Origin of the sequence: Saccharothrix sp. HUAS TT1, assembly GCF_040744945.1 — a bacterium.
Lineage (GTDB): Bacteria > Actinomycetota > Actinomycetes > Mycobacteriales > Pseudonocardiaceae > Actinosynnema.
Map to the genome: position 1 here is coordinate 4,018,567 of NZ_CP160453.1, position 17,251 is coordinate 4,035,817.

The 17,251-nt window shown below is 74.6% G+C and carries 17 protein-coding genes; 10 read left to right on the plus strand and 7 right to left on the minus strand.

The window, feature by feature from the left end; translation table 11 throughout:
- Positions 1 to 34 precede the first annotated feature (34 nt).
- Both AB0F89_RS19710 and AB0F89_RS19715 read left to right on the plus strand, forming a co-directional pair.
- Positions 35 to 1,573, plus strand: coding sequence for an acyl-CoA carboxylase subunit beta (locus AB0F89_RS19710; protein ID WP_367138934.1), 1,539 nt, complete (start codon positions 35 to 37; stop codon positions 1,571 to 1,573).
- 202 nt (positions 1,574 to 1,775) lie between these two features.
- Entirely contained in the window at positions 1,776 to 2,111 is a 336-nt protein-coding gene (locus tag AB0F89_RS19715; protein WP_367138241.1) for a DUF6223 family protein, read from the plus strand.
- Between the two features lie 30 nt (positions 2,112 to 2,141).
- On the opposite strand, the gene AB0F89_RS19720 is transcribed toward AB0F89_RS19715, so the two are convergent.
- Complete coding sequence (locus tag AB0F89_RS19720) at positions 2,142 to 2,801, minus strand: response regulator (RefSeq protein ID WP_367138243.1); 660 nt, start codon at positions 2,799 to 2,801, stop codon at positions 2,142 to 2,144.
- Positions 2,798 to 3,898, minus strand: a complete 1,101-nt coding sequence (locus tag AB0F89_RS19725; RefSeq protein WP_367138245.1) for a sensor histidine kinase — start codon at positions 3,896 to 3,898, stop codon at positions 2,798 to 2,800. The genes AB0F89_RS19720 and AB0F89_RS19725 overlap by 4 nt, the downstream gene beginning before the upstream one ends.
- Positions 3,899 to 4,010: 112 nt before the next feature.
- On the opposite strand from AB0F89_RS19725, the gene AB0F89_RS19730 reads away from it, so the two are divergent.
- The 5 genes from AB0F89_RS19730 (at position 4,011) to lexA (ending at position 10,253) form a co-directional block, all read left to right on the plus strand.
- Complete coding sequence (locus tag AB0F89_RS19730; protein WP_367138247.1) at positions 4,011 to 5,009, plus strand: carotenoid oxygenase family protein; 999 nt, start codon at positions 4,011 to 4,013, stop codon at positions 5,007 to 5,009.
- Between the two features lie 183 nt (positions 5,010 to 5,192).
- On the plus strand, positions 5,193 to 5,780 hold the full coding sequence (locus tag AB0F89_RS19735; RefSeq protein WP_367138249.1) for a TetR/AcrR family transcriptional regulator: 588 nt from the start codon (positions 5,193 to 5,195) through the stop codon (positions 5,778 to 5,780).
- A gap of 355 nt (positions 5,781 to 6,135) precedes the next feature.
- Positions 6,136 to 8,007 (plus strand): FAD/NAD(P)-binding protein, encoded by a 1,872-nt coding sequence (locus tag AB0F89_RS19740; protein ID WP_367138251.1) that lies wholly within the window; start codon positions 6,136 to 6,138, stop codon positions 8,005 to 8,007.
- Between the two features lie 309 nt (positions 8,008 to 8,316).
- Positions 8,317 to 9,537 carry a putative PEP-binding protein gene (locus AB0F89_RS19745; RefSeq protein ID WP_367138253.1) on the plus strand — a complete coding sequence of 407 codons (1,221 nt, stop codon included), beginning with the start codon at positions 8,317 to 8,319 and terminating at the stop codon, positions 9,535 to 9,537.
- 56 nt (positions 9,538 to 9,593) lie between these two features.
- Positions 9,594 to 10,253, plus strand: a complete 660-nt coding sequence (lexA, locus tag AB0F89_RS19750) for a transcriptional repressor LexA (RefSeq protein WP_367138255.1) — start codon at positions 9,594 to 9,596, stop codon at positions 10,251 to 10,253.
- Between the two features lie 3 nt (positions 10,254 to 10,256).
- Here the strand turns inward: lexA and AB0F89_RS19755 are convergent, their stop codons facing one another.
- Both AB0F89_RS19755 and AB0F89_RS19760 read right to left on the minus strand, forming a co-directional pair.
- Positions 10,257 to 10,487: a hypothetical protein gene (locus AB0F89_RS19755; RefSeq protein ID WP_367138257.1), complete on the minus strand. Its 231-nt coding sequence runs from the start codon at positions 10,485 to 10,487 to the stop codon at positions 10,257 to 10,259.
- Between the two features lie 69 nt (positions 10,488 to 10,556).
- Positions 10,557 to 11,312 (minus strand): hypothetical protein, encoded by a 756-nt coding sequence (locus AB0F89_RS19760; protein ID WP_367138258.1) that lies wholly within the window; start codon positions 11,310 to 11,312, stop codon positions 10,557 to 10,559.
- A gap of 57 nt (positions 11,313 to 11,369) precedes the next feature.
- Between AB0F89_RS19760 and AB0F89_RS19765 the strand changes: the two genes are divergently transcribed.
- Positions 11,370 to 12,020 carry a hypothetical protein gene (locus AB0F89_RS19765; protein WP_367138260.1) on the plus strand — a complete coding sequence of 217 codons (651 nt, stop codon included), beginning with the start codon at positions 11,370 to 11,372 and terminating at the stop codon, positions 12,018 to 12,020.
- Here AB0F89_RS19765 and AB0F89_RS19770 read toward each other — a convergent pair.
- Genes AB0F89_RS19770 through AB0F89_RS19780 form a run of 3 tightly spaced genes read right to left on the minus strand, consistent with a single transcriptional unit; the run spans position 11,998 to position 15,188 of the window.
- Positions 11,998 to 12,552, minus strand: coding sequence for a phosphatase PAP2 family protein (locus AB0F89_RS19770; protein ID WP_367138262.1), 555 nt, complete (start codon positions 12,550 to 12,552; stop codon positions 11,998 to 12,000). The two genes, AB0F89_RS19765 and AB0F89_RS19770, sit on opposite strands and share 23 nt — an antisense overlap.
- A 40-nt stretch (positions 12,553 to 12,592) precedes the next feature.
- On the minus strand, positions 12,593 to 14,068 hold the full coding sequence (gene crtI / locus AB0F89_RS19775) for a phytoene desaturase family protein (RefSeq protein WP_367138264.1): 1,476 nt from the start codon (positions 14,066 to 14,068) through the stop codon (positions 12,593 to 12,595).
- Positions 14,069 to 14,081: 13 nt separating this feature from the next.
- A complete protein-coding gene (locus AB0F89_RS19780) occupies positions 14,082 to 15,188 on the minus strand; it encodes a polyprenyl synthetase family protein (RefSeq protein ID WP_367138266.1) in 1,107 nt (368 codons plus the stop codon).
- A 148-nt stretch (positions 15,189 to 15,336) separates the two neighbouring features.
- Between AB0F89_RS19780 and AB0F89_RS19785 the strand changes: the two genes are divergently transcribed.
- Both AB0F89_RS19785 and AB0F89_RS19790 read left to right on the plus strand, forming a co-directional pair.
- Positions 15,337 to 16,263: a phytoene/squalene synthase family protein gene (locus AB0F89_RS19785; protein WP_367138268.1), complete on the plus strand. Its 927-nt coding sequence runs from the start codon at positions 15,337 to 15,339 to the stop codon at positions 16,261 to 16,263.
- Between the two features lie 18 nt (positions 16,264 to 16,281).
- Complete coding sequence (locus AB0F89_RS19790; protein WP_367138271.1) at positions 16,282 to 17,244, plus strand: DUF5914 domain-containing protein; 963 nt, start codon at positions 16,282 to 16,284, stop codon at positions 17,242 to 17,244.
- Positions 17,245 to 17,251 lie beyond the last annotated feature (7 nt).

A 17,251-nucleotide genomic window follows, 5' to 3' on the forward strand; every position in this document is an offset into this window, starting at 1 on the left:
CCCGGGCTTCCGGCCCGAGCCGCCCGCCCGCACCATGGCGCTGCTCCGGGAGCGCAACGACGACCTGCGCGACCGCGCGGTGGCCAACACCGAGGCGGAAGCGCGGCAGCGGGCGCTGGGCAAGCGCACCGCCCGCGAGCGGCTGGACCTGTTGCTGGACAAGGGTTCCTTCACCGAGGTCGAGCTGTACCGGCGGCACCAGGCGCACGGGTTGAAGGTGTCCGACCACCGCCCGCACACCGACGGCGTGGTGGCGGGCTCGGGCACCATCGACGGGCGGCGGGTGTACGTCTACGCGCAGGACTTCACCATCTTCGGCGGCTCGCTCGGCCAGGCGCACGCGGCGAAGATCCACAAGGTGATGGACATGGCCGTCGACACCGGCTCGCCCATCATCGCCCTCAACGACAGCGGCGGCGCGCGCATCCAGGAGGGCGTGATGGCGCTGGACGGCTACGGCGGCATCTTCCGCCGCCAGGTGGCCGCGTCCGGCGTCATCCCGCAGATCGCGGTGGTGCTCGGGCCGTCCGCGGGCGGCGCCGCGTACTCGCCCGCGCTGGCGGACTTCACGTTCATGGTCCGCGGCACCGCCCAGATGTACCTGACCGGCCCGGACGTGGTGCAGGCCGTGTCGGGGGAGAAGGTCAGCCACGACGAGCTGGGCGGCGCGTCGGTGCACGGCGAGCTGTCGGGCGTGGCGTCGTTCGTGCACGACGACGAGGAGTCGTGCCTGGAGGACGTCCGCTACCTGGTGTCGATGCTGCCGTCGAACAACCTGGAGCCGCCGCCCGCCCACGAGCCCGTGGGCGCGGTGGACGACGTGCGGCCCGAGTTCGCCTCGATCGTGCCCGTGGAGCCGAACAAGCCCTACGACATGCGCGGGCTGGTCGAGGAGTTGGTGGACGACGGGGAGTTCCTGGAGGTCCACGAGAGGTGGGCGCGCAACGTCGTGGTGGCGTTCGGCCGGATCGACGGCGCGGTCGTCGGTCTGGTCGGCAACCAGCCGGTGGTGTCCGCGGGCGTGCTGGACATCGAGGCGTCCCAGAAGGCCGCGCGGTTCGTGCGGTTCTGCGACGCGTTCGGCATCCCGCTGGTGTCCCTGGTGGACGTGCCCGGCTTCCTGCCGGGGACGGCGCAGGAGCACGCGGGCGTGATCCGGCACGGCGCGAAGCTGCTGTACGCCTACTGCGAGGCGACCGTGCCCCGCATCCAGGTGATCGTGCGCAAGGCGTACGGCGGCGCGTACATCGTGATGGACTCCCGCTCCATCGGGACGGACCTGTCGCTGGCGTGGCCGACGAACGAGATCGCGGTGATGGGCGCCGAGGGCGCGGTGAACGTCATCTTCCGCAAGGAGCTGGCCGCGGCGGCGGACCCGGACGCGCTGCGGGCGGAGCTGCTGGTCGAGTACTCGGAGCAGCTGGTGCACCCGTACTACGCGGCCGAGCGGGGGCTGGTCGACGACGTGATCGACCCGTCGCACACCCGGTCGGCGGTGGCGCGGGGGTTGGCGATGCTGCGCAACAAGCGCCGCCCGGCGCCGGCGCGCAAGCACGGCAACGTGCCGCTGTAGTCGTCGCGGGACAACGGCGCTCCGTCCTCCTCGGGCGGGGCGCCGTTCGTCGTGCGGCGCCAACCGGGGCGGTACGGCGGGCGGCGCGCGTACCACCCCGGTGGTAGGCGGGCGGGGGATCGCGGCAACTCCGGCATGACGACGCGGGGCCGGTCGCGTCCCTACGCTGCGGCCGCAACCGTTTCCGAGCTAAGGAACCCCCATGCAGGCACTCGCCGCCGTCGACGTCCTCTACTTCAGCGCCGGTCGGGCCACGGCCACCACCGCCGGCGTGCTGGGCCTGGTCGGCCTCGTGGTCGGCGGGCTGGCCCTGGCCCGACCCCGCGGCCGGTTCGGCTCCGGTCGGCTCGGGCCGGTGCTGGCCCTGGGGGCGGGGGTGGTGGGCATGGCGCTCGGCGCGGTGGTCGTGGCCACTTCGGACAGCGGGATCGGCACGGGGAACGGTCGCGGCGGCGCTTACGTGGCGCTGGTGGTGGGCCTGGTGGCGGTGGTCCTGGGTGGGCTGGCGCTGACCCGGTCGCGCCGGGTGGCGGGCTGACGGTGTGGCGTGGCCGGGTGGCCGCCCCGGTCAGCCGGCGAGCCAGCCCGGCAGGGTCAGGCCCGACTCGTAGGCGAGGATCACCAGCTGCGCCCGGTCGCGGACCCCGGTCTTGGTCATGATCCGGCTGACGTGGGTCTTGGCGGTGGCCGGGCTCAGCACCAGCCGGGCCGCGATCTCGTCGTTCGACAGGCCCGCCGCGACCAGGGCCATCACCTCGCGCTCCCGCTCGGTGAGCGCGCTCAACCGCGGTCCCGGGTCCGGGTGGGCGGCCCGTGCGGCGAACTCGGCGATCAGGCGCCGGGTGATCGCCGGCGCGATCAGCGCGTCACCGCGGGCCACCACCCGGACGCCGTGGATCAGCTCGGCCGGCTCGGTGTCCTTCACCAGGAACCCGCTCGCGCCCGCGCGCAGCGCGCCGTGGACGTAGTCGTCCAGGTCGAACGTGGTCAGGATGACGACCCGGGCGTCCGTGCTCGCGGTGATCTCCCTGGTGGCGGCCAGGCCGTCCAGCGCGGGCATCCGGACGTCCATCAGCACGACGTCCGGCCGCAGCCGCCGGGCCAGCCGCACGGCCTCCGCCCCGTCACCCGCCTCGCCGACCACGCCGATGCCGTCCTCGCCGTCCAGGATCGAGCGGAAGCCGGCGCGGACCAGGTTCTGGTCGTCGGCGAGCAGCACCCGGATCACGCCCGCGCCCCCAGCGGCAGCCGCGCCCGCACCCGGAAGCCGCCGCCCGGGCCGCGGCCCGCGGTCAGCGAGCCGCCCAGCGCCTGGGCCCGCTCGCGCATCCCGAGGATGCCGTTGCCCGGCTCGCCCGGCTCGCCCGCGCCGTCGTCCTCGACCTCCACCACGACGTCCTCCCGCTCGGGTCGGACCCGGACCACGGCGGTGGTCGCGCCGGCGTGCCGCGCCACGTTGGTCAGCGCCTCCTGCACGATCCGGTACGCCGCCAGGTCCACCTCCGGCGGCAGGGGGCGGGTCTCGGCCAGCTCGGTGCGGATCGCCAGCCCGGACCGCCCGGCCGTCGTGACGAGGTCGGCCAGGCGGTCCAGGCCGGGCCTCGCACCGTCCTGCTGCCGCAGCACGCCCAGCGCGGTGCGCAACTCGCGCAGCGTCTCCTTGCTCGTCTGCTTGATCGCGGTCAGCGCCTGCTCGGTCCGGTCCGGGTCCGGGCGGTGCAGCGCGGCACTGGCCTGCACGTTGATCAGCGACAGGTGGTGCCCGACCACGTCGTGCAGCTCGCGGGCGATGCGCAACCGCTCCTCGGTGGCCCGCCGCCGCGCCTCCTCCTCCACCCGCCGCTCGGCCGCCGCCGCCCGCGCCCGCGCCTCGGCGAGGTAGGCGCGGCGGTTGCGCGTCACGCCGACGATCACCGCGACGAGCCAGCCCGCGTGCAGCAGCGTCGCCCCGTTCATCGAGTCGCCGGCCGGGTCGAAGTCGTCGGCCAGGGCGAACGCGACCACCGACGCCGCGCCGAGCCCGATGGCGACCGCCAGGTGGCCCTCGTCCACCAGCGTGTACAGCGCCACGACGAAGACCAGCATGATCGGGCCGGGCTGGTGCAGCAGCGCCCCGTACCCGGCGATGGCGGCCAGCGCCAGCACGCCGACCGGCACCGGGCGCCGCCTCCGCCACCACAGCGCGGCGGAGGAGAGCAGCACGACCGGCAGCGCGGCCCACTCGGCGGCCGTGTCGACGCCGTGCGACTGCACCAGCAGGCCGACCAGGGCGACCAGGCCGACGCCGGGCGCCAGCGCCGCGTCCGCGGTCCGCCCCCTCGCCATGCGCCGCAGCCTAGCCCGCCGGTGGTGAGTCGATCGTGAGCCGCCCCACCACCGGGGGGCTCGCCTTGACGGCGTTCCATAACGCCGCTATAAATAGTAGTAAGACAGTGTTATGGAACGCTTGGACGGGGTGATGGGCGTGGTCGCGTCGGTGCGGGAAGTCGCGGAGGCGCTGGTGGTGCGGGGTGCGCTGCCCGGCGCGGTGGACGGTGCGCTCGTATGGTCCGGCAGGTACGGCGTCTCGGGCGTCCAGCTCGGGCCGGACGGCGCGCGGTGGTACCGCGGCGCCCGGCCGGCCGCGCTCGCGCCCGCCGACCGGCCCGCCGGCGCCACGATGGCCCGCCCGGTGTTCGACGGCGAGGTCTGGCACACGGCCATGTCGCACCCCGACCTCGGGTACGCCGAGCACGTCCAGCTCGGCCCGGACGGCGAGGTGCTGCGCGCCGAGCCGTTCCCGCTGGACGGCGCGCCCCGGATGCGCGCGGTCGGGGTCACGGAGCGCTTCGTCGTGGTCTTCGACTCGGCGCCCCGCTACAGCCGCGCGGCCGACCTGGTCGGCCTGCGCGACCCGTACTCCGGTCCCGCCACCGGCCCAGCCCGGATCGGCCTGCTCGCCTACGGCCGGCCGCACTGGTTCGAGGTCGGCGAGGGCGAGGTCCTGTCGCTGGTCAACGCCTACGAAGACCTCGGCCGCGTGGTCGTGGACGCCATCTGGGCGCCGGGCGTGCTGCGCCGGCACGTGCTCGACCTCGCCACCGGCGGCGTGCGCCGGATCGACCTGCCCGCGATGGACGTCGCCCGCGTGGACGACCGCCTGACCGGCCGCCGGCACCGCCACGTCTTCGGCGCGGCGGGCACCGCGATCGTCCGCCACGACGTGGCGTTCGGCTGCACGTGGCGGCGGGAGGTCGGCGTCGTGCCCGGCCAGCCGGTGTTCGTGCCGCGCGGCGAGGAGGAGGGCGAGGGCTGGGTGGTCGCCACGGCCGGCGACCGGGTGCTGGTGCTGGACGCGGCCGACCTGGCGGGCCGGCCGGTCGCGGTGGTGGAGCTGCCGTTCGCGGTGCCCGCCTCGCGCCAGGCCGCCTGGCTCCCCGGCCACCGCGCCGCCTAGGGCCGGGCCCGGTTGCCGGCCGTTCCCGCTCGCGCCTACCTTGGTGACCGGTGGCGAGCGACCCGCCCTCGACGGGCGCGTCGCCCTTCGGCCCCTCTGACCTGCGTGAACGGGCAATGGCGAGGACTCCGCCGCAGGGGTACCATAGGGAACCACCCCTAACATGGCAACGACGAGGGAACCGTGCAACGAACTGCTGCCGAGACCCGGTCCCACGTACTCCAGGTGGCCGGAGACCTGTTCTACAAGAAGGGCATCCGAGCCACGGGTGTCGACCTCGTCGCGGCCGAGGCCGGTGTCGCGCCGACCACCCTCTACCGGCTGTTCTCCTCCAAGGACCAGCTGATCGGCGCCTACATCGAGCAAGCCGACTACGACTTCCGGCGCCGGTTCGACGAGGCCGTCGAGGGCGCGGGTCCCGATCCGCGCGACCAGCTCCTGGCGGTCTTCGACATCGTCTCCGAGCAGGTGGCGGCCACCACGTTCCGCGGCTGCACCTTCCAGATGTTGCTGGCCGAGTTCCCCGAGACGGACCTGCCCGCGCACCGCAACGCCGTCACGGCGAAGTCGTGGACCAGGGACCGGATCGGCGAGATGACCGCGTGCCTCGACGTCGAGGACCCGGAAGAGGTGGCCGACCACCTCATGCTGGTGTTCGACGGCGTGCACGCCTCGGGTCAGTCGTTCGGCCCGAACGGTCCCGCGAAGCAGGCACGGCGCCTGGCCGAGACGATCCTGTCGACCGCCGCGCCGCGGTCGAACGGTTCCTGACCGGCGTCCGTGCCCCCCTGTGGCCGTGCGGTCGCCGACGCGGGTGGCGTCGGCGTCCCGCGGTCGCCTGCCGACCACGCCCCCGGGCCGGTTCCCGCACCTGGCGGATGAATTGTCAAGTGCCCAGGTCGGAACGCCTTCGGGAAAATGCGGTCACTTTCCCGCGACCTCCCCGTCACCGGGCGTGAAATTCTCGGAATGATTGAGCCGCTTTCCCTTCGCGGCTGTTCACCCCGCATGATCGCCGGTATTCTACTGGCGATCACCCGAATGCGCTTCGCGGAACGTCGCGGCCGGTGCCGCGCGCCCGTTCCGCGACGGCGCTCGCGTCGGTGCCGGAGGGGACAGAGGTGGCATGGTGAAAAGCTTCGACCGGTTTCGCAGGGTTGTCGTCGTCGGAGCGGGACTGGCCGGTACCGCTACCGCCATCCGCCTCCTCCGGTTCGCCCGCGAGCCATTACAGGTGGTGCTCCTGGAGCGGCGCCCCGACTACCGCAGTTCCGGTGTGGCGTACCAGCGCGACAGCAACCACTGGTACCACGTGTTCAACATCCAGGCGGGCCGCATGTCGGCATTCCGGGAGGACGTGGACGACTTCGTCGGTTGGGCCAATCGCGAGGCCGACCGGTCGGACTGGCCCGACGAGTGGCGGAACTTCGAGTTCACCGAGTCCGGCCCCGCGCCGCGGCGGATCTACCACGACTACCTGGAGAGCCGGCTGGCCGAGGCCGTCCGCGAGGCGGCGCCGGGCGTGACGCTGGTCGAGACCGACGGTGAAGCGGTCGACATCGAGGTCTTCGCAGATCACGCGCGGGTCGTCGTGGCGGGGCCGGCGACGGCGCCCGACGGCGCCGAGGCCGGGCCGACCACCCTGGAAGCCGATCACGTCGTGCTCGCGACCGGGCTGGAGGTCAAGCACCCGGCATTCGCCGCCGACGTCCTCGACCACCCCGCTTTCGTGCGCAACCCGTATTCCGAGAGCGGTGTCGAGCGCGTTCTCGGCGTCCACCGGGACGGTGTCGTCGCCGTCATCGGCACGCTGCTCAGCGCGTACGACTCGGCGACGGTCCTGCTGCGCCGCGGCCACCAGGGCCGGATCCACCTGATCTCCGGTTCCGGCCTGACGCCGCGCACCTATCCGGACGACCACCGGCACCTGGTTTTCGAACTGCCGCCGCCGCAACTCCTCCGCGACACCTGGGAAGGCCGCGAGGAATTCGTCCGCCGATTCCGCGAAGAATGGGAACGCGCCTGCGCGATGGTCACCGCCGACCACCCGGGAATTTCTCCGGTGGTCGTGACGGAACGGGTCGCAAAAGCGTGGGAACCCTACCTCCCGGCGGTCATGGAACGGATTCCGACGGACGAGCTGCGCGCGTTGCTCGACGGCTACGGGACGCTGCTCGCGGTATTGCGGGTGAGCGCCATGGCGTACACCACGAACGTGGTCGACTCGGCCATGGGCGAAGGCGGCCGGGTGGTGCTCACCAACGGCCGGGTGCAGCGGATCGACGACACCGGCAGAGGCACGCTGGAGTTGACCGTCGCGGGCCCGGATTCGACGGTGACCGTCGAGGCAGACCTGGTCGTGTCGAACTTCGGCCGCGAGTCGAACTACGAGCGCGCCGACTCGGCGCTGTGGTCGAGCCTGCTGCGCAAGGGCCTCGCGGTCGCCCACCGGCGCACCGGGCGCGGCGTCGAGGTGGACCCGTGCGGCCGGCTGCTCGGCCCGGACGGCACGCCGTCCGGCCCCATCTCGGTGGTCGGCAGCCCGCGCGAGGGCGACGAGATCGTCCGCAACGGGCGGACCGGCGCGTTCACCTTCAACCTCGCCGCGATCAAGAACCACTCGGTCGAGGTGGCGGCCACCACCCTGCACCGGCTGGAGAACTGCTACGACGACCGCGCCACCGAGGTCGCGGCGTCGCTGGCCGAAGCGCCGAACCCCGAGGTGCGCGAGGCCGTGTCCCGCGCGGTCATGCTCGACGTCCGCCGGATGGCCACCCGGCGGCTGGACGACCGGCTCGCGCTGGCGACCCGGTTGGAGGGCGACCTGCGGCGCGTCCGCGACGTGGTGAGCCGGGACGGCGGGTCGCCGCCGACCGACCGCGCGTTGCGGTTCGCCGTCAACGCCGCCGCCACGGCGAAGCTGACCGACCTCTCGGTGACCCCGCGCGACCTCCGGCTCGGACTCGGGTTGGAGGGCTCGGCGGAACCGGTCGCCTGATCCGATTCCCCTTACCACCGATCATTTGTAGCGCGCGGCCGGCGGAGGCGACTACTTCGTGATTGCGCAGCCGACCACGACGGGGCGGACCGGTCCCGCCCGTCGCGAATCGGCTCGAACGGACCACCACCTCGCACTGGAGAAGATGCGCGGCGGCTCCGGGTGCTGCGACGCTCGTGCCATGGCTCGCCATGTTCGACGCAAACCCGGGGCCGACGTCGCGCGTGCCGACGTCGGCCCCGGCGGTCGGCGCGAAGGCCGACTCGTTCGCCCTGTCCGCGCACGGAACGGATTCGGTAGGAGGATGCCGTGAGCCCGCGCGAGATTCCCGGAGTCCTGCTCGTCGGTTCGCCGTCGACGAGCGTTCGCGGCATCTCCAACCACACCGGGAGACCGCTGCCCGGTTCGGTGCTGGTGGTGGAAGCGCTCGGCCCCGAGCTGTACGACACCATCGTCAAGTCCGCCGCGGTGATCTGCTCCAGCGGCGGCCGGACCGGACACATGGAATCGCTTTGCCGCTCACGCGGAATTCCGGTGCTCAGGGTCCCGAACGCCGAACTCGCCGGAATCGTCGGTCAGGTGACCGTGCGAACGGATCGCGAGTCGGTCACCCTGGGGGAGCACGAACCCGTGGCGTCGTCGGCGGAATTCCCCGTCGTCACGCCGGACGACCTGCGCTCGGTCTGCGTGGTCATCGCCGACGCGACCGACATCCAGTCGACCAACGCGATCAGCCCGCGGGTCGACCAGGTGACGTCGTTCTTCATCCGCGAGGAGTTCGTCTGCCTCTCGTCCGGCCTCAGCCCGCTCGACGCCCTGCGCGCCGGCGTGCCCGAGGCCGAGCGCTACGGCGCGGCCATCGGCGCGGAGCTGTGCGCCATCGTGAAGGAGCTGCTGCCGGGCCAGCGCCTGGTGATGCGGCTGCTCGACCTCAGGTCGGACGACGCCGCGCAGATCACCACGGTGGTCGACGTCGACCACGAGGACAACCCGGAGCTCGGCCTGCACGGCGCGCGGTGGCTGCTGCACGAGCCGTACTACCCGCACGCGTTCGCGGCGTTGCGGGCGCACGTCCGGGAGCACCTGGGCCCCGACGCGGGCCGGGTGAGCTTCGCGGTGCCGTTCATCAACGACCAGGACGAGTTCCTGCGGTTGCGGGAGCGGCTGGACCTGCCCGACGACGTGCCGCTGTCGGTCTTCGTCGAGACACCGGCCGCGGTGCACTCGGCGGCCGGGTTCTGCGCCGCCGGCGCCAGCGAGATCTTCATGGGCACCAAGGACCTGACCCAGTTCTACCTCGCCGCGGACCGGGGCAACCACCGGGTCGCGTCCTCGTACCAGACCCGGCACCCCGCCGTGCTGTCCGGGCTGCGGCAGTCGGTCGAGGCGGGTCGCGAGGCCGGGGTCCCGGTGCACGTGTTCGCGCTCGGCGGGGACGTGGGCCACTACCTGAAGCACCTGCCCGCGGACCGGTTCATGATGTGCACGGCCGAACTGCGACAACTCGCCGAGGAGGCCCGCGCGCGGTGACCCGGCGGGCGAGGCGGGCCCCCGACCCGCCTCGCCCGCCCTCTATCATCCGGTGGGTGACCGCCTACGACGATCTTGACGCGTTCGAGCACCTGGACACCTCGGCGCTGCCGCCCCGGCAGCAGCGGATCCTGGTGGCGATCCGGGACTGGGTCGTCCGGCACGGCTACTCGCCGAGCACCCGGCAGATCGGCGACGCGGTCGGCCTGCGGTCGGCGTCCTCGGTGTCGAAGCACCTGGCCGCCCTGGAGGAGAAGGGTTTCCTCCGGCGCGGCGGGACGGTGTCGCGGCCGATCGACGTGCGGCTGTTCCTGCGCGAGCCGGCGGACCGCGAGCCGTCCGACTCGGTGCCGGTGCCGGTGGTCGGCCACATCGCGGCGGGCAGCCCGATCGCGGCCGAGGAGCACGTGGACGACGTGCTGACGCTGCCGCGCGGGCTCACCGGCCGCGGCACCGTCTTCGGCCTGCGGGTGCGCGGCGACTCGATGGTGGACGCCGCGATCTGCGACGGCGACATCGTCGTCGTGCGGCAGCAGCAGGAGGCCCACTCGGGCCAGATCGTCGCCGCGATGATCGACGGCGAGGCCACCGTGAAGGTCTACCGCCGGCGCAACGGCCACGTGGTCCTGGAGCCGCGCAACCGGTCCTACCGGGACATCGACGGCGACCGGGCGGTCGTGCTCGGCGTCGTCACCTCGGTGCTGCGCAGCGTCTGACGCTCAGTCGGCGGGGCCGCGCAGCATCAGCACCACCCGCAGCACGTGCTCGACGGCGGAGGGGAAGGCCGCGCCCCGCAGCTCGCCGCGGGTGGCGAGGTTGCGCGCGGCGAAGTCGAGCATCCGGTCCGGCCCGACCCGCCGGACCACCAGCGCGGCGATCTCCTCCAGGTCGAGACCGGGGTTGTCCAGCCGGGTCAGGGCGAACTCGACCACCAGCTCCTCGTCCGTCACAGCCACTCCTCCCGACCCCGTCGAGCGTAGTTCAGCGCGACGTCGGGGACCTCTTCACCGCTGCCCCGGTCAGCGGGTCGGGGGCGGGTCCAGGTCCTTCGGCGGCGGTGCGGTCCGCCGGTCGACGGGCGGCAGCGAGCCGGAGTGGGTGGGCGGCACGACGGCCGGGCCGGCGTCGACGGTGAACGACATGCCCGGGTAGCGGGCCTCCAGCCGCTCCCGCACGCCGGCGGGGTCGCTCGTCGTCCGCACCTCGACGCCCGAACCGTCCACGGCCGGGCCCATCGTGACGATGCGGACGCCGAGGTCGCGCCAGTGCGCCTCGTCCGCCTCGATCCGCCGCACGGCGGCCACCATCTCGACCAGCGTGTGCTCGGCGTCGCGGAAGATCACCTGGACGTGTGGCGCCAACCGGGTGACTTCGGCGTCCAGCCGCGGATCGGGGCGGCGGTGGACCACCAGCGCGGGTTCGTCGTGCCGCACCTCCAGGCCCGCGAAGGAGTCCGCGAACCGCTCCTCCAGCACGGGTTGGACGAGCGCGGCGGCGGTGTCGAGCGCCGGGGCGCCGACCGGGGTCGACGTGGCGGTCGTCGTGGCGGCCGGGTCGCCGGGCCCGGTGGCGGTCCGCGCGCCGCAGGAGGCCACGACCAGGCCGAGGAGCGCGGCGAGCACCGCCGTCACGACGGCCGGCGCGTGCGTGCTGTGGGGCTTCACACCGCTAGGACGGAAACCGGCCGCCTCCCGGTTGCCCGGGGTCGTCCCGCCCGCCCCGCCGAACCCGCCGAACCCGGCACGACCTTCGAGCCGCCGCACCCCCCTGCTCACCAGCGGGGTGACACGAGGTAACGCCCACCGGCCCGGACCGATGCACGCCGTGTGCCGATGACCGACCTGACCACCCTCGTGCCGCCCGCCTGGCTGACACCGACCGCACCGCGCGTGACCGCCGTCGCCGGGCACCCGGTCGAGATCCGCGCGGACTGGTGGCGCCGGGGGATCACCTCCCGCGGCCTGCCCGGCACGCCGCCACCGGGCCCGAGCCTCACCCGCGCCGACGTGTGGGCGTCGACCGACGACGTGTTCACGCTGCTCTGGCGGACCCTGGCGTGGGGGTCGGGCCGCTACCTCCGGCAGAACGCCCGCAGGCTGACCGGCATCGCCGCCGACGTGCCGCGGGCGCGGCGCCTGCTGGTCGAGGCCGCCGAGGCAGCCCGGCACGACGCGGCCGGGGCGTACTCGGTGCTGTGGTCGGACGGGCGCGGCGCGCTGCCGGGGCTCGGCCCGTCGTTCCTCACGAAGTTCCTGCACTTCGCCGGCGGCGGCGCGCCGGAGCACCCGTGCCTCATCCTCGACCGGGTGGTGGCCGCCGCCCTCCGTGATCACTGCGGCTGGACCTCGCTGCACGGCGGGGGCCAGTGGCCCGCTCGGACCTACGCGCGCTACTGCGACCTGCTCGCCCGGTGGGCGGAGGACCTGGATCGCGCTCCGGACGAGCTGGAGCACGCCCTCTTCACCGGCACAGGCGGCGGGTGAGCAGGGCCGCGCCGGAGCCCAGCAGCGCGCCGCCCAGGACGTCGGTCGGCCAGTGCACGCGGGTGCGGAGGCGGGAGTAGGCGACCAGGGCGGCCGGCGGGGTCAGCAGGGCGCCGAGGGCCGGGGCTCCCAGGGCGATCGCGGTGGCGAACGCCGCCGTGGAGGCGGCGTGGGCCGAGGGGAAGGCGGAGGACGAGGGGTGTTCGGGCAGGGCCCGACGGGCAGGCACGTCGGCGACATCGGGGCGGCGGCGGTGGACGAGGTGGCCGAGCAGGTGGCCCGCGGTGGTGGCGGCGGCGACCGCGATCACGCCGTGGCGCGCGGCGCGACGGGTGACTCCGGGGCGCAGGGCCAGCAGGCCGGCGATGGCCGGCCACAGGCCGCTCGCGCGGGCGGCCAGGCTGACGGCGACCACCGCGGGCGACGGCCGGTCGAGGGGGAGCAGGACGTCGGTGCAGACGACCTCGGCCTCCAGCCGGCCCGCGAACCGCTGCGGCGCGGCGAGCGGTTCCGGCAGGTCGGGTGCGTTCACCGGGATCACGACGCGCAGCTCACAGCCGGAGGTCGGCGCCTCACCCCGCGGGCCGCCGAAGGCGCTCGGCGGCCAGCCTGCCGGAGATCAGCACCGGCGGGATGCCCACGCCCGGCGTGGTGCCGCTGCCCGCCAGCACCACGTTCCCCTCCCGGAACGGGAGGTTGCGCGGCCGGAACGGGCCGGTCTGGCCGAACGTGTGCGCGGCCGAGAACGGCGTGCCCGCCGCCTGCCCGTCCCGGGCCCAGTCCGCCGGCGTCGTCACGGACAGCACCTCGGCGCCCGGGTCGACCAACTTGCGCGAGACCACCTCCTCGACCACCTCCGCCGCGTACCGGGGGCCGACCGAGTCCCACCGGATCGCGCCCGCCTCCAGGTTCGGGCACGGCGCCAGCAGGTACTGCAGGTGCCGCCCCTCCGGCGCGAGCCGCGGATCGGTCACCGTCGGCGTGGTGAGCAGCAGCGACGGGTCGCTCATCAACCGCCCCCGCCGGATGATCTCCTCGAACGTGCCCTCCCACTCGGAGCCGAACGAGATGGTGTGGTGCGCCGTCCCGTCCACCACCCGCGGCGAGCTGAGGTGCACCACCACCGCGGACGGCGACCAGCGCAGCGGGCGCACCCGCCGCGGCCGGCCGCGCAGCAACCGGGTGCTCTGCGCCGGGCCCGTGGCGAGCACCACCGCGTCGCAGGGGAAGCGGTCGGTCGTGGTGCGGACCGCGGCGACCCGCGAGCCGGTGCGCTCCAGCGAGACGACCTCGGTGTCGTAGTGGAACCGCACGCCGGCCGCCGCCGCCACGTCGGCCAGCGCCTGCGGCACCGCCCGCATGCCGCCGCGCGGGAACCAGACGCCGGCCACCGTGTCCATGTAGGCGATCACGCCGTAGGCGGCGAGCGCGTCGGAAGGGGAGACCCCCGCGTACAGGGCCTGGAACGTGAACACGCGCCGCAGCCGGTCGTCCCGGAGGAACCGGCCCACCGCCCGCGCCAGCGAGCCGAACCCGCCCAGCCGGGCGAGGGCGACGAGGTCGCGGCCGACCAGGTCCAGCGGCGAGTCGAAGCTCGCGCCGATGAACCGGTCGCGCTCCACCCGGTACAGCCGGGTCAGCCAGGCGCGCAGCTCCCGGTAGCCCCGGGCCTCCCGGTCGCCGGCGAACTCGCCGACCGCCTGCTCCATCGCGGCGGCGTCGGTGTGCACGTCGAGGGCGCTGCCGTCGGCGAACGAGGCGCGGTAGGCCGGGTGCAGCGGCACCAGGTCGAGGTGGTCGGACAGGCGCGCGCCCACCGCCGAGACCGCGTCCTCCAGCAGCTCCGGCATGGTCAGCACGGTCGGCCCGGTGTCGATCCGGTGCCCGGCCACGTCCAGCCTGCCCGCCAGGCCGCCGGGGTGGCCGTGCCGCTCCAGCACCGTCACCTCGTGCCCGGCGCCGCGCAGGTGCAGCGCGGCGGACAGGCCGGACAGGCCGGCGCCGACCACGACGACCGAGTCGGTGCGGCCCTTCACGACGTGCGCCACGGCGTTCTCCTCGTCAGTCGCGGCGGCGGACGGCCCTGGCCGCCAGCCGCTCCAGGTGTGCGCGGGCGTCGTCGTCGACGTCGGCCCGGTCCAGCGCGGCCAGCCCGCTCGCGGCCAGCACCTCGATGTGCTCCTCGACGGCCGCGACCGCGCCGAGGTCGACCAGCAGCGCGCGGGCGGCGTCGACCACCTCGTCCGGGACGGGCGTGCCGTCGAGGCACCGGTGCAGCACCCGGGACGCGGCGTGGTCGCCCGCCGCCGCGGCCCTGGCCAGGGCGATCGCCACCAGCGGCGTCCGCTTGCCCTCGCGCAGGTCCTCGCCGACGGGCTTGCCGGTCACCGCGCTGTCGCCGAACACGCCGATCAGGTCGTCGCGCAGCTGGAACGCCACGCCGACGTCCCGGCCGAACACCCGCAGGCACTCGACCACGTCGGCGGGCGCGCCCGCGAGCGCCGCGCCGAGGTGCAGCGGGCGTTCGACGGTGTACGCGGCCGTCTTCAGCGCCGCGACCCGCAGCGCGACCTCCAGCGACTCCTCCCGGCACGCGGTGGAGAGCAGGTCCAGGTGCTGGCCCGCCATCATCTCGGTCCGCATCTCCCGCCACGGCCGCCACGCGCGCTGCAGCGCGGGACCGGGCAGCCCGGCGGTCACCAGCGCGTCGTCGGCCCACGCCAGCGCGAGGTCGCCGACCAGCACCGCGACGCTGTCGCCGTAGTGCCGGGAGCTGCCCGACCACCCGGACCGCCGGTGCCGCGCGGCGAACGCCTCGTGCGCGGCCGGCCTGCCGCGCCGGGTCGCCGAGCGGTCCATCACGTCGTCGTGGACCAGGGCGCAGCACTGGAGCAGCTCCAGCGACACCAGGGCGCGCACGGTGGCGTCGGCCACGTCGCCGTGCGCCCGGCCGCCCGCGGCGCGCCAGCCCCACCAGGCGAACGCCGGCCGGATCCGCTTGCCGCCCGCCAGGACCAGCTCGCGCACCTCCTCGGCCAGCTCCTGGGCGGCGTCGACCTCGGGCCGGGTGCGGAAGAAGTCGTCCAGCGCGGTGGCGAACCGCGTCGTGAACGAGTCGGGGGCCGGGGGAGTGGGCGTGCGCGTGCCAGTGCCGGCCAACAGCGACATCGTCGTCCCCTCGCGTGACGGGTCGGGATCTGGTGGACCGAGCTAAGCAGCGCCGCGCGCGGTCCGCACAACGAGCGCACTGGTTGTGCGGACCGCCCGCCGCCCGCATAGCGTTGAGCCGAGACCATCGGGAAAGGACGCCCAACGCATGTCCGCAGACCGGGAACTGGATGCCGCGGGCATCACCGACCCATCGCTGCGCGACGCCTATCGGCGGTGCCGCGCGCTCAACGCCGAACACGGCCGCACGTACTACCTCGCGACGAGGATGCTCAGCCCGGACCAGCGGCCCGCCGTGCACGCGCTGTACGGGTTCGCCCGGCGGGTGGACGACGTGGTCGACGACGTCCACAGTGGACTGGACCGGAAGGTCGAGGGGCTGGCGGCGGCCGACGCCGAGCTGGCCGCCGCCCTGGAGCGCGGCGCGAGCTCCGACCCGGTCTACGCGGCCCTGCTGGACACCGTCCGGCGCTACGACATCCCCACCGAGCACTTCGGCGACTTCATGGCGTCGATGCGGATGGACCTGACCGTCACCGACTACCCGACGCGGGCGGACCTGGCGCAGTACGTGCACGGCTCGGCGGCGGTGATCGGCCTCCAGGTGGTGCCGGTGCTCGGCACGGTCGTGCCGCGGGAGGAGGCCGAACCGGCCGCCGCCGCGCTCGGGGTCGCGTTCCAGCTCACCAACTTCATCCGCGACGTCGGCGAAGACCTCGACCGCGGCCGGGTGTACCTGCCCGCCGACGAGCTGGCGGCCTTCGACGTCGACCGGGAGCGGCTGCTGTGGGCGCGGGCCTCGGGCCGGACCGACGACCGGATCAGGGCGGCGCTGCGCGACCAGATCGACCGCACCCGCCAGGTGTACGCGCGGGCCCTGCCCGGCATCGCGATGCTGGCGCCGCGGTCGCGGCCCTGCGTGAGCACCGCCTACCGGCTCTACAGCCGGATCCTCGACCTGGTCGAGGAAGTGGACTGCGACGTGCTGTCCCGGCGCGTCGCGGTGTCGAACGGCAGGCGGCTCGCCGTCGCGCTGCCCGCGTTCGCCAGGGCCGTGCTCGCCCGCACGGCCTGACCCGCACCGAGGAGAGCCATGCCAGACCGCCTGCCGCTGCGCACGTTCAGCAGTCCTGCCTGGTCCAAGCAGGAACCGACGTGGCGGGACGCCAAGCCCGCGCTCATCGAGGCGGCGCTGAAGCGCGCCACCGCCCGACCCTCCGGCAACTGGTTCGTGGTCGGCGCGAGCCGTGACGTCGTGGGCGGCAAGCCGCTCGGCCGCGCGGTCGCCGGCCGCGAGGTGGTGCTGTGGCGCGGGTCCGGTGGCGAGCTGCTGGCCGGTCCCGGCTCGTGCCCGCACCTGGGCGCGCCGCTGTGCGACGGCGCGGTCGCCGGGGGCGCGCTGATCTGCCGCTGGCACGGGCTCGCGCTGCGCGGCGAGCGGTTCGGCGCGTGGAGCCCGTACCCCGCGCACGACGACGGCGTGCTGGTGTGGGTGCGGCTGGACGACGTCGGCGGCGAGGAGCCGCTGCCCCGGCCGGTCCTGCCGGCGCGCCCGCCCGAGGGGGCGCTGGACGCGGTCGCCACGCTGATCGGCCGCTGCGAGCCCGAGGACGTGATCGCGAACCGGCTCGACCCGTGGCACGGGGCGTGGTTCCACCCGTACTCGTTCGCGAACCTGCGGGTGCTGGAGGTGCCGACCGACGAGGAGGACCGGTTCCTGGTCGAGGTGACGTTCCGGGTCGCGGGCCGGCTCGGCGTGCCGGTGACCGCCGCCTTCGCCTGCCCCGAACCGCGCACGGTGGTGATGCACATCGTGGCCGGCGAGGGCGAGGGCAGCGTGGTCGAGACGCACGCCACACCGCTGGGCAACGGGCGGACGGCGGTCGTGGAGGCCACCATCGCGCACTCGTCCCGTCCGGGGTTCCCGCTGGTCAGGCGGGCGGCGCCGGCGATCCGGCCGCTGATGCGCTGGGCCGCCGCCCGGCTGTGGCGCGACGACCTGGCCTACGCCGAGCGCCGGCACGCGCTCCGGTCGCGGGGTGAGTTCCCCGGCTGACCTGGTC

Excerpts from the sequence above, each read along its gene's own strand:
- AB0F89_RS19785 (WP_367138268.1), top strand. The coding sequence starts at position 15,337 with ATGTCCGCAGACCGGGAACTGGATGCCGCGGGCATCACCGACCCATCG.
- AB0F89_RS19780 (WP_367138266.1), bottom strand. The coding sequence starts at position 15,188 with ATGTCGCTGTTGGCCGGCACTGGCACGCGCACGCCCACTCCCCCGGCC.
- AB0F89_RS19740 (WP_367138251.1), top strand. The coding sequence starts at position 6,136 with ATGGTGAAAAGCTTCGACCGGTTTCGCAGGGTTGTCGTCGTCGGAGCG.
- AB0F89_RS19790 (WP_367138271.1), top strand. The coding sequence starts at position 16,282 with ATGCCAGACCGCCTGCCGCTGCGCACGTTCAGCAGTCCTGCCTGGTCC.
- AB0F89_RS19715 (WP_367138241.1), top strand. The coding sequence starts at position 1,776 with ATGCAGGCACTCGCCGCCGTCGACGTCCTCTACTTCAGCGCCGGTCGG.
- AB0F89_RS19725 (WP_367138245.1), bottom strand. The coding sequence starts at position 3,898 with ATGGCGAGGGGGCGGACCGCGGACGCGGCGCTGGCGCCCGGCGTCGGC.
- AB0F89_RS19730 (WP_367138247.1), top strand. The coding sequence starts at position 4,011 with ATGGAACGCTTGGACGGGGTGATGGGCGTGGTCGCGTCGGTGCGGGAA.
- AB0F89_RS19710 (WP_367138934.1), top strand. The coding sequence starts at position 35 with ATGGCGCTGCTCCGGGAGCGCAACGACGACCTGCGCGACCGCGCGGTG.
- AB0F89_RS19765 (WP_367138260.1), top strand. The coding sequence starts at position 11,370 with ATGACCGACCTGACCACCCTCGTGCCGCCCGCCTGGCTGACACCGACC.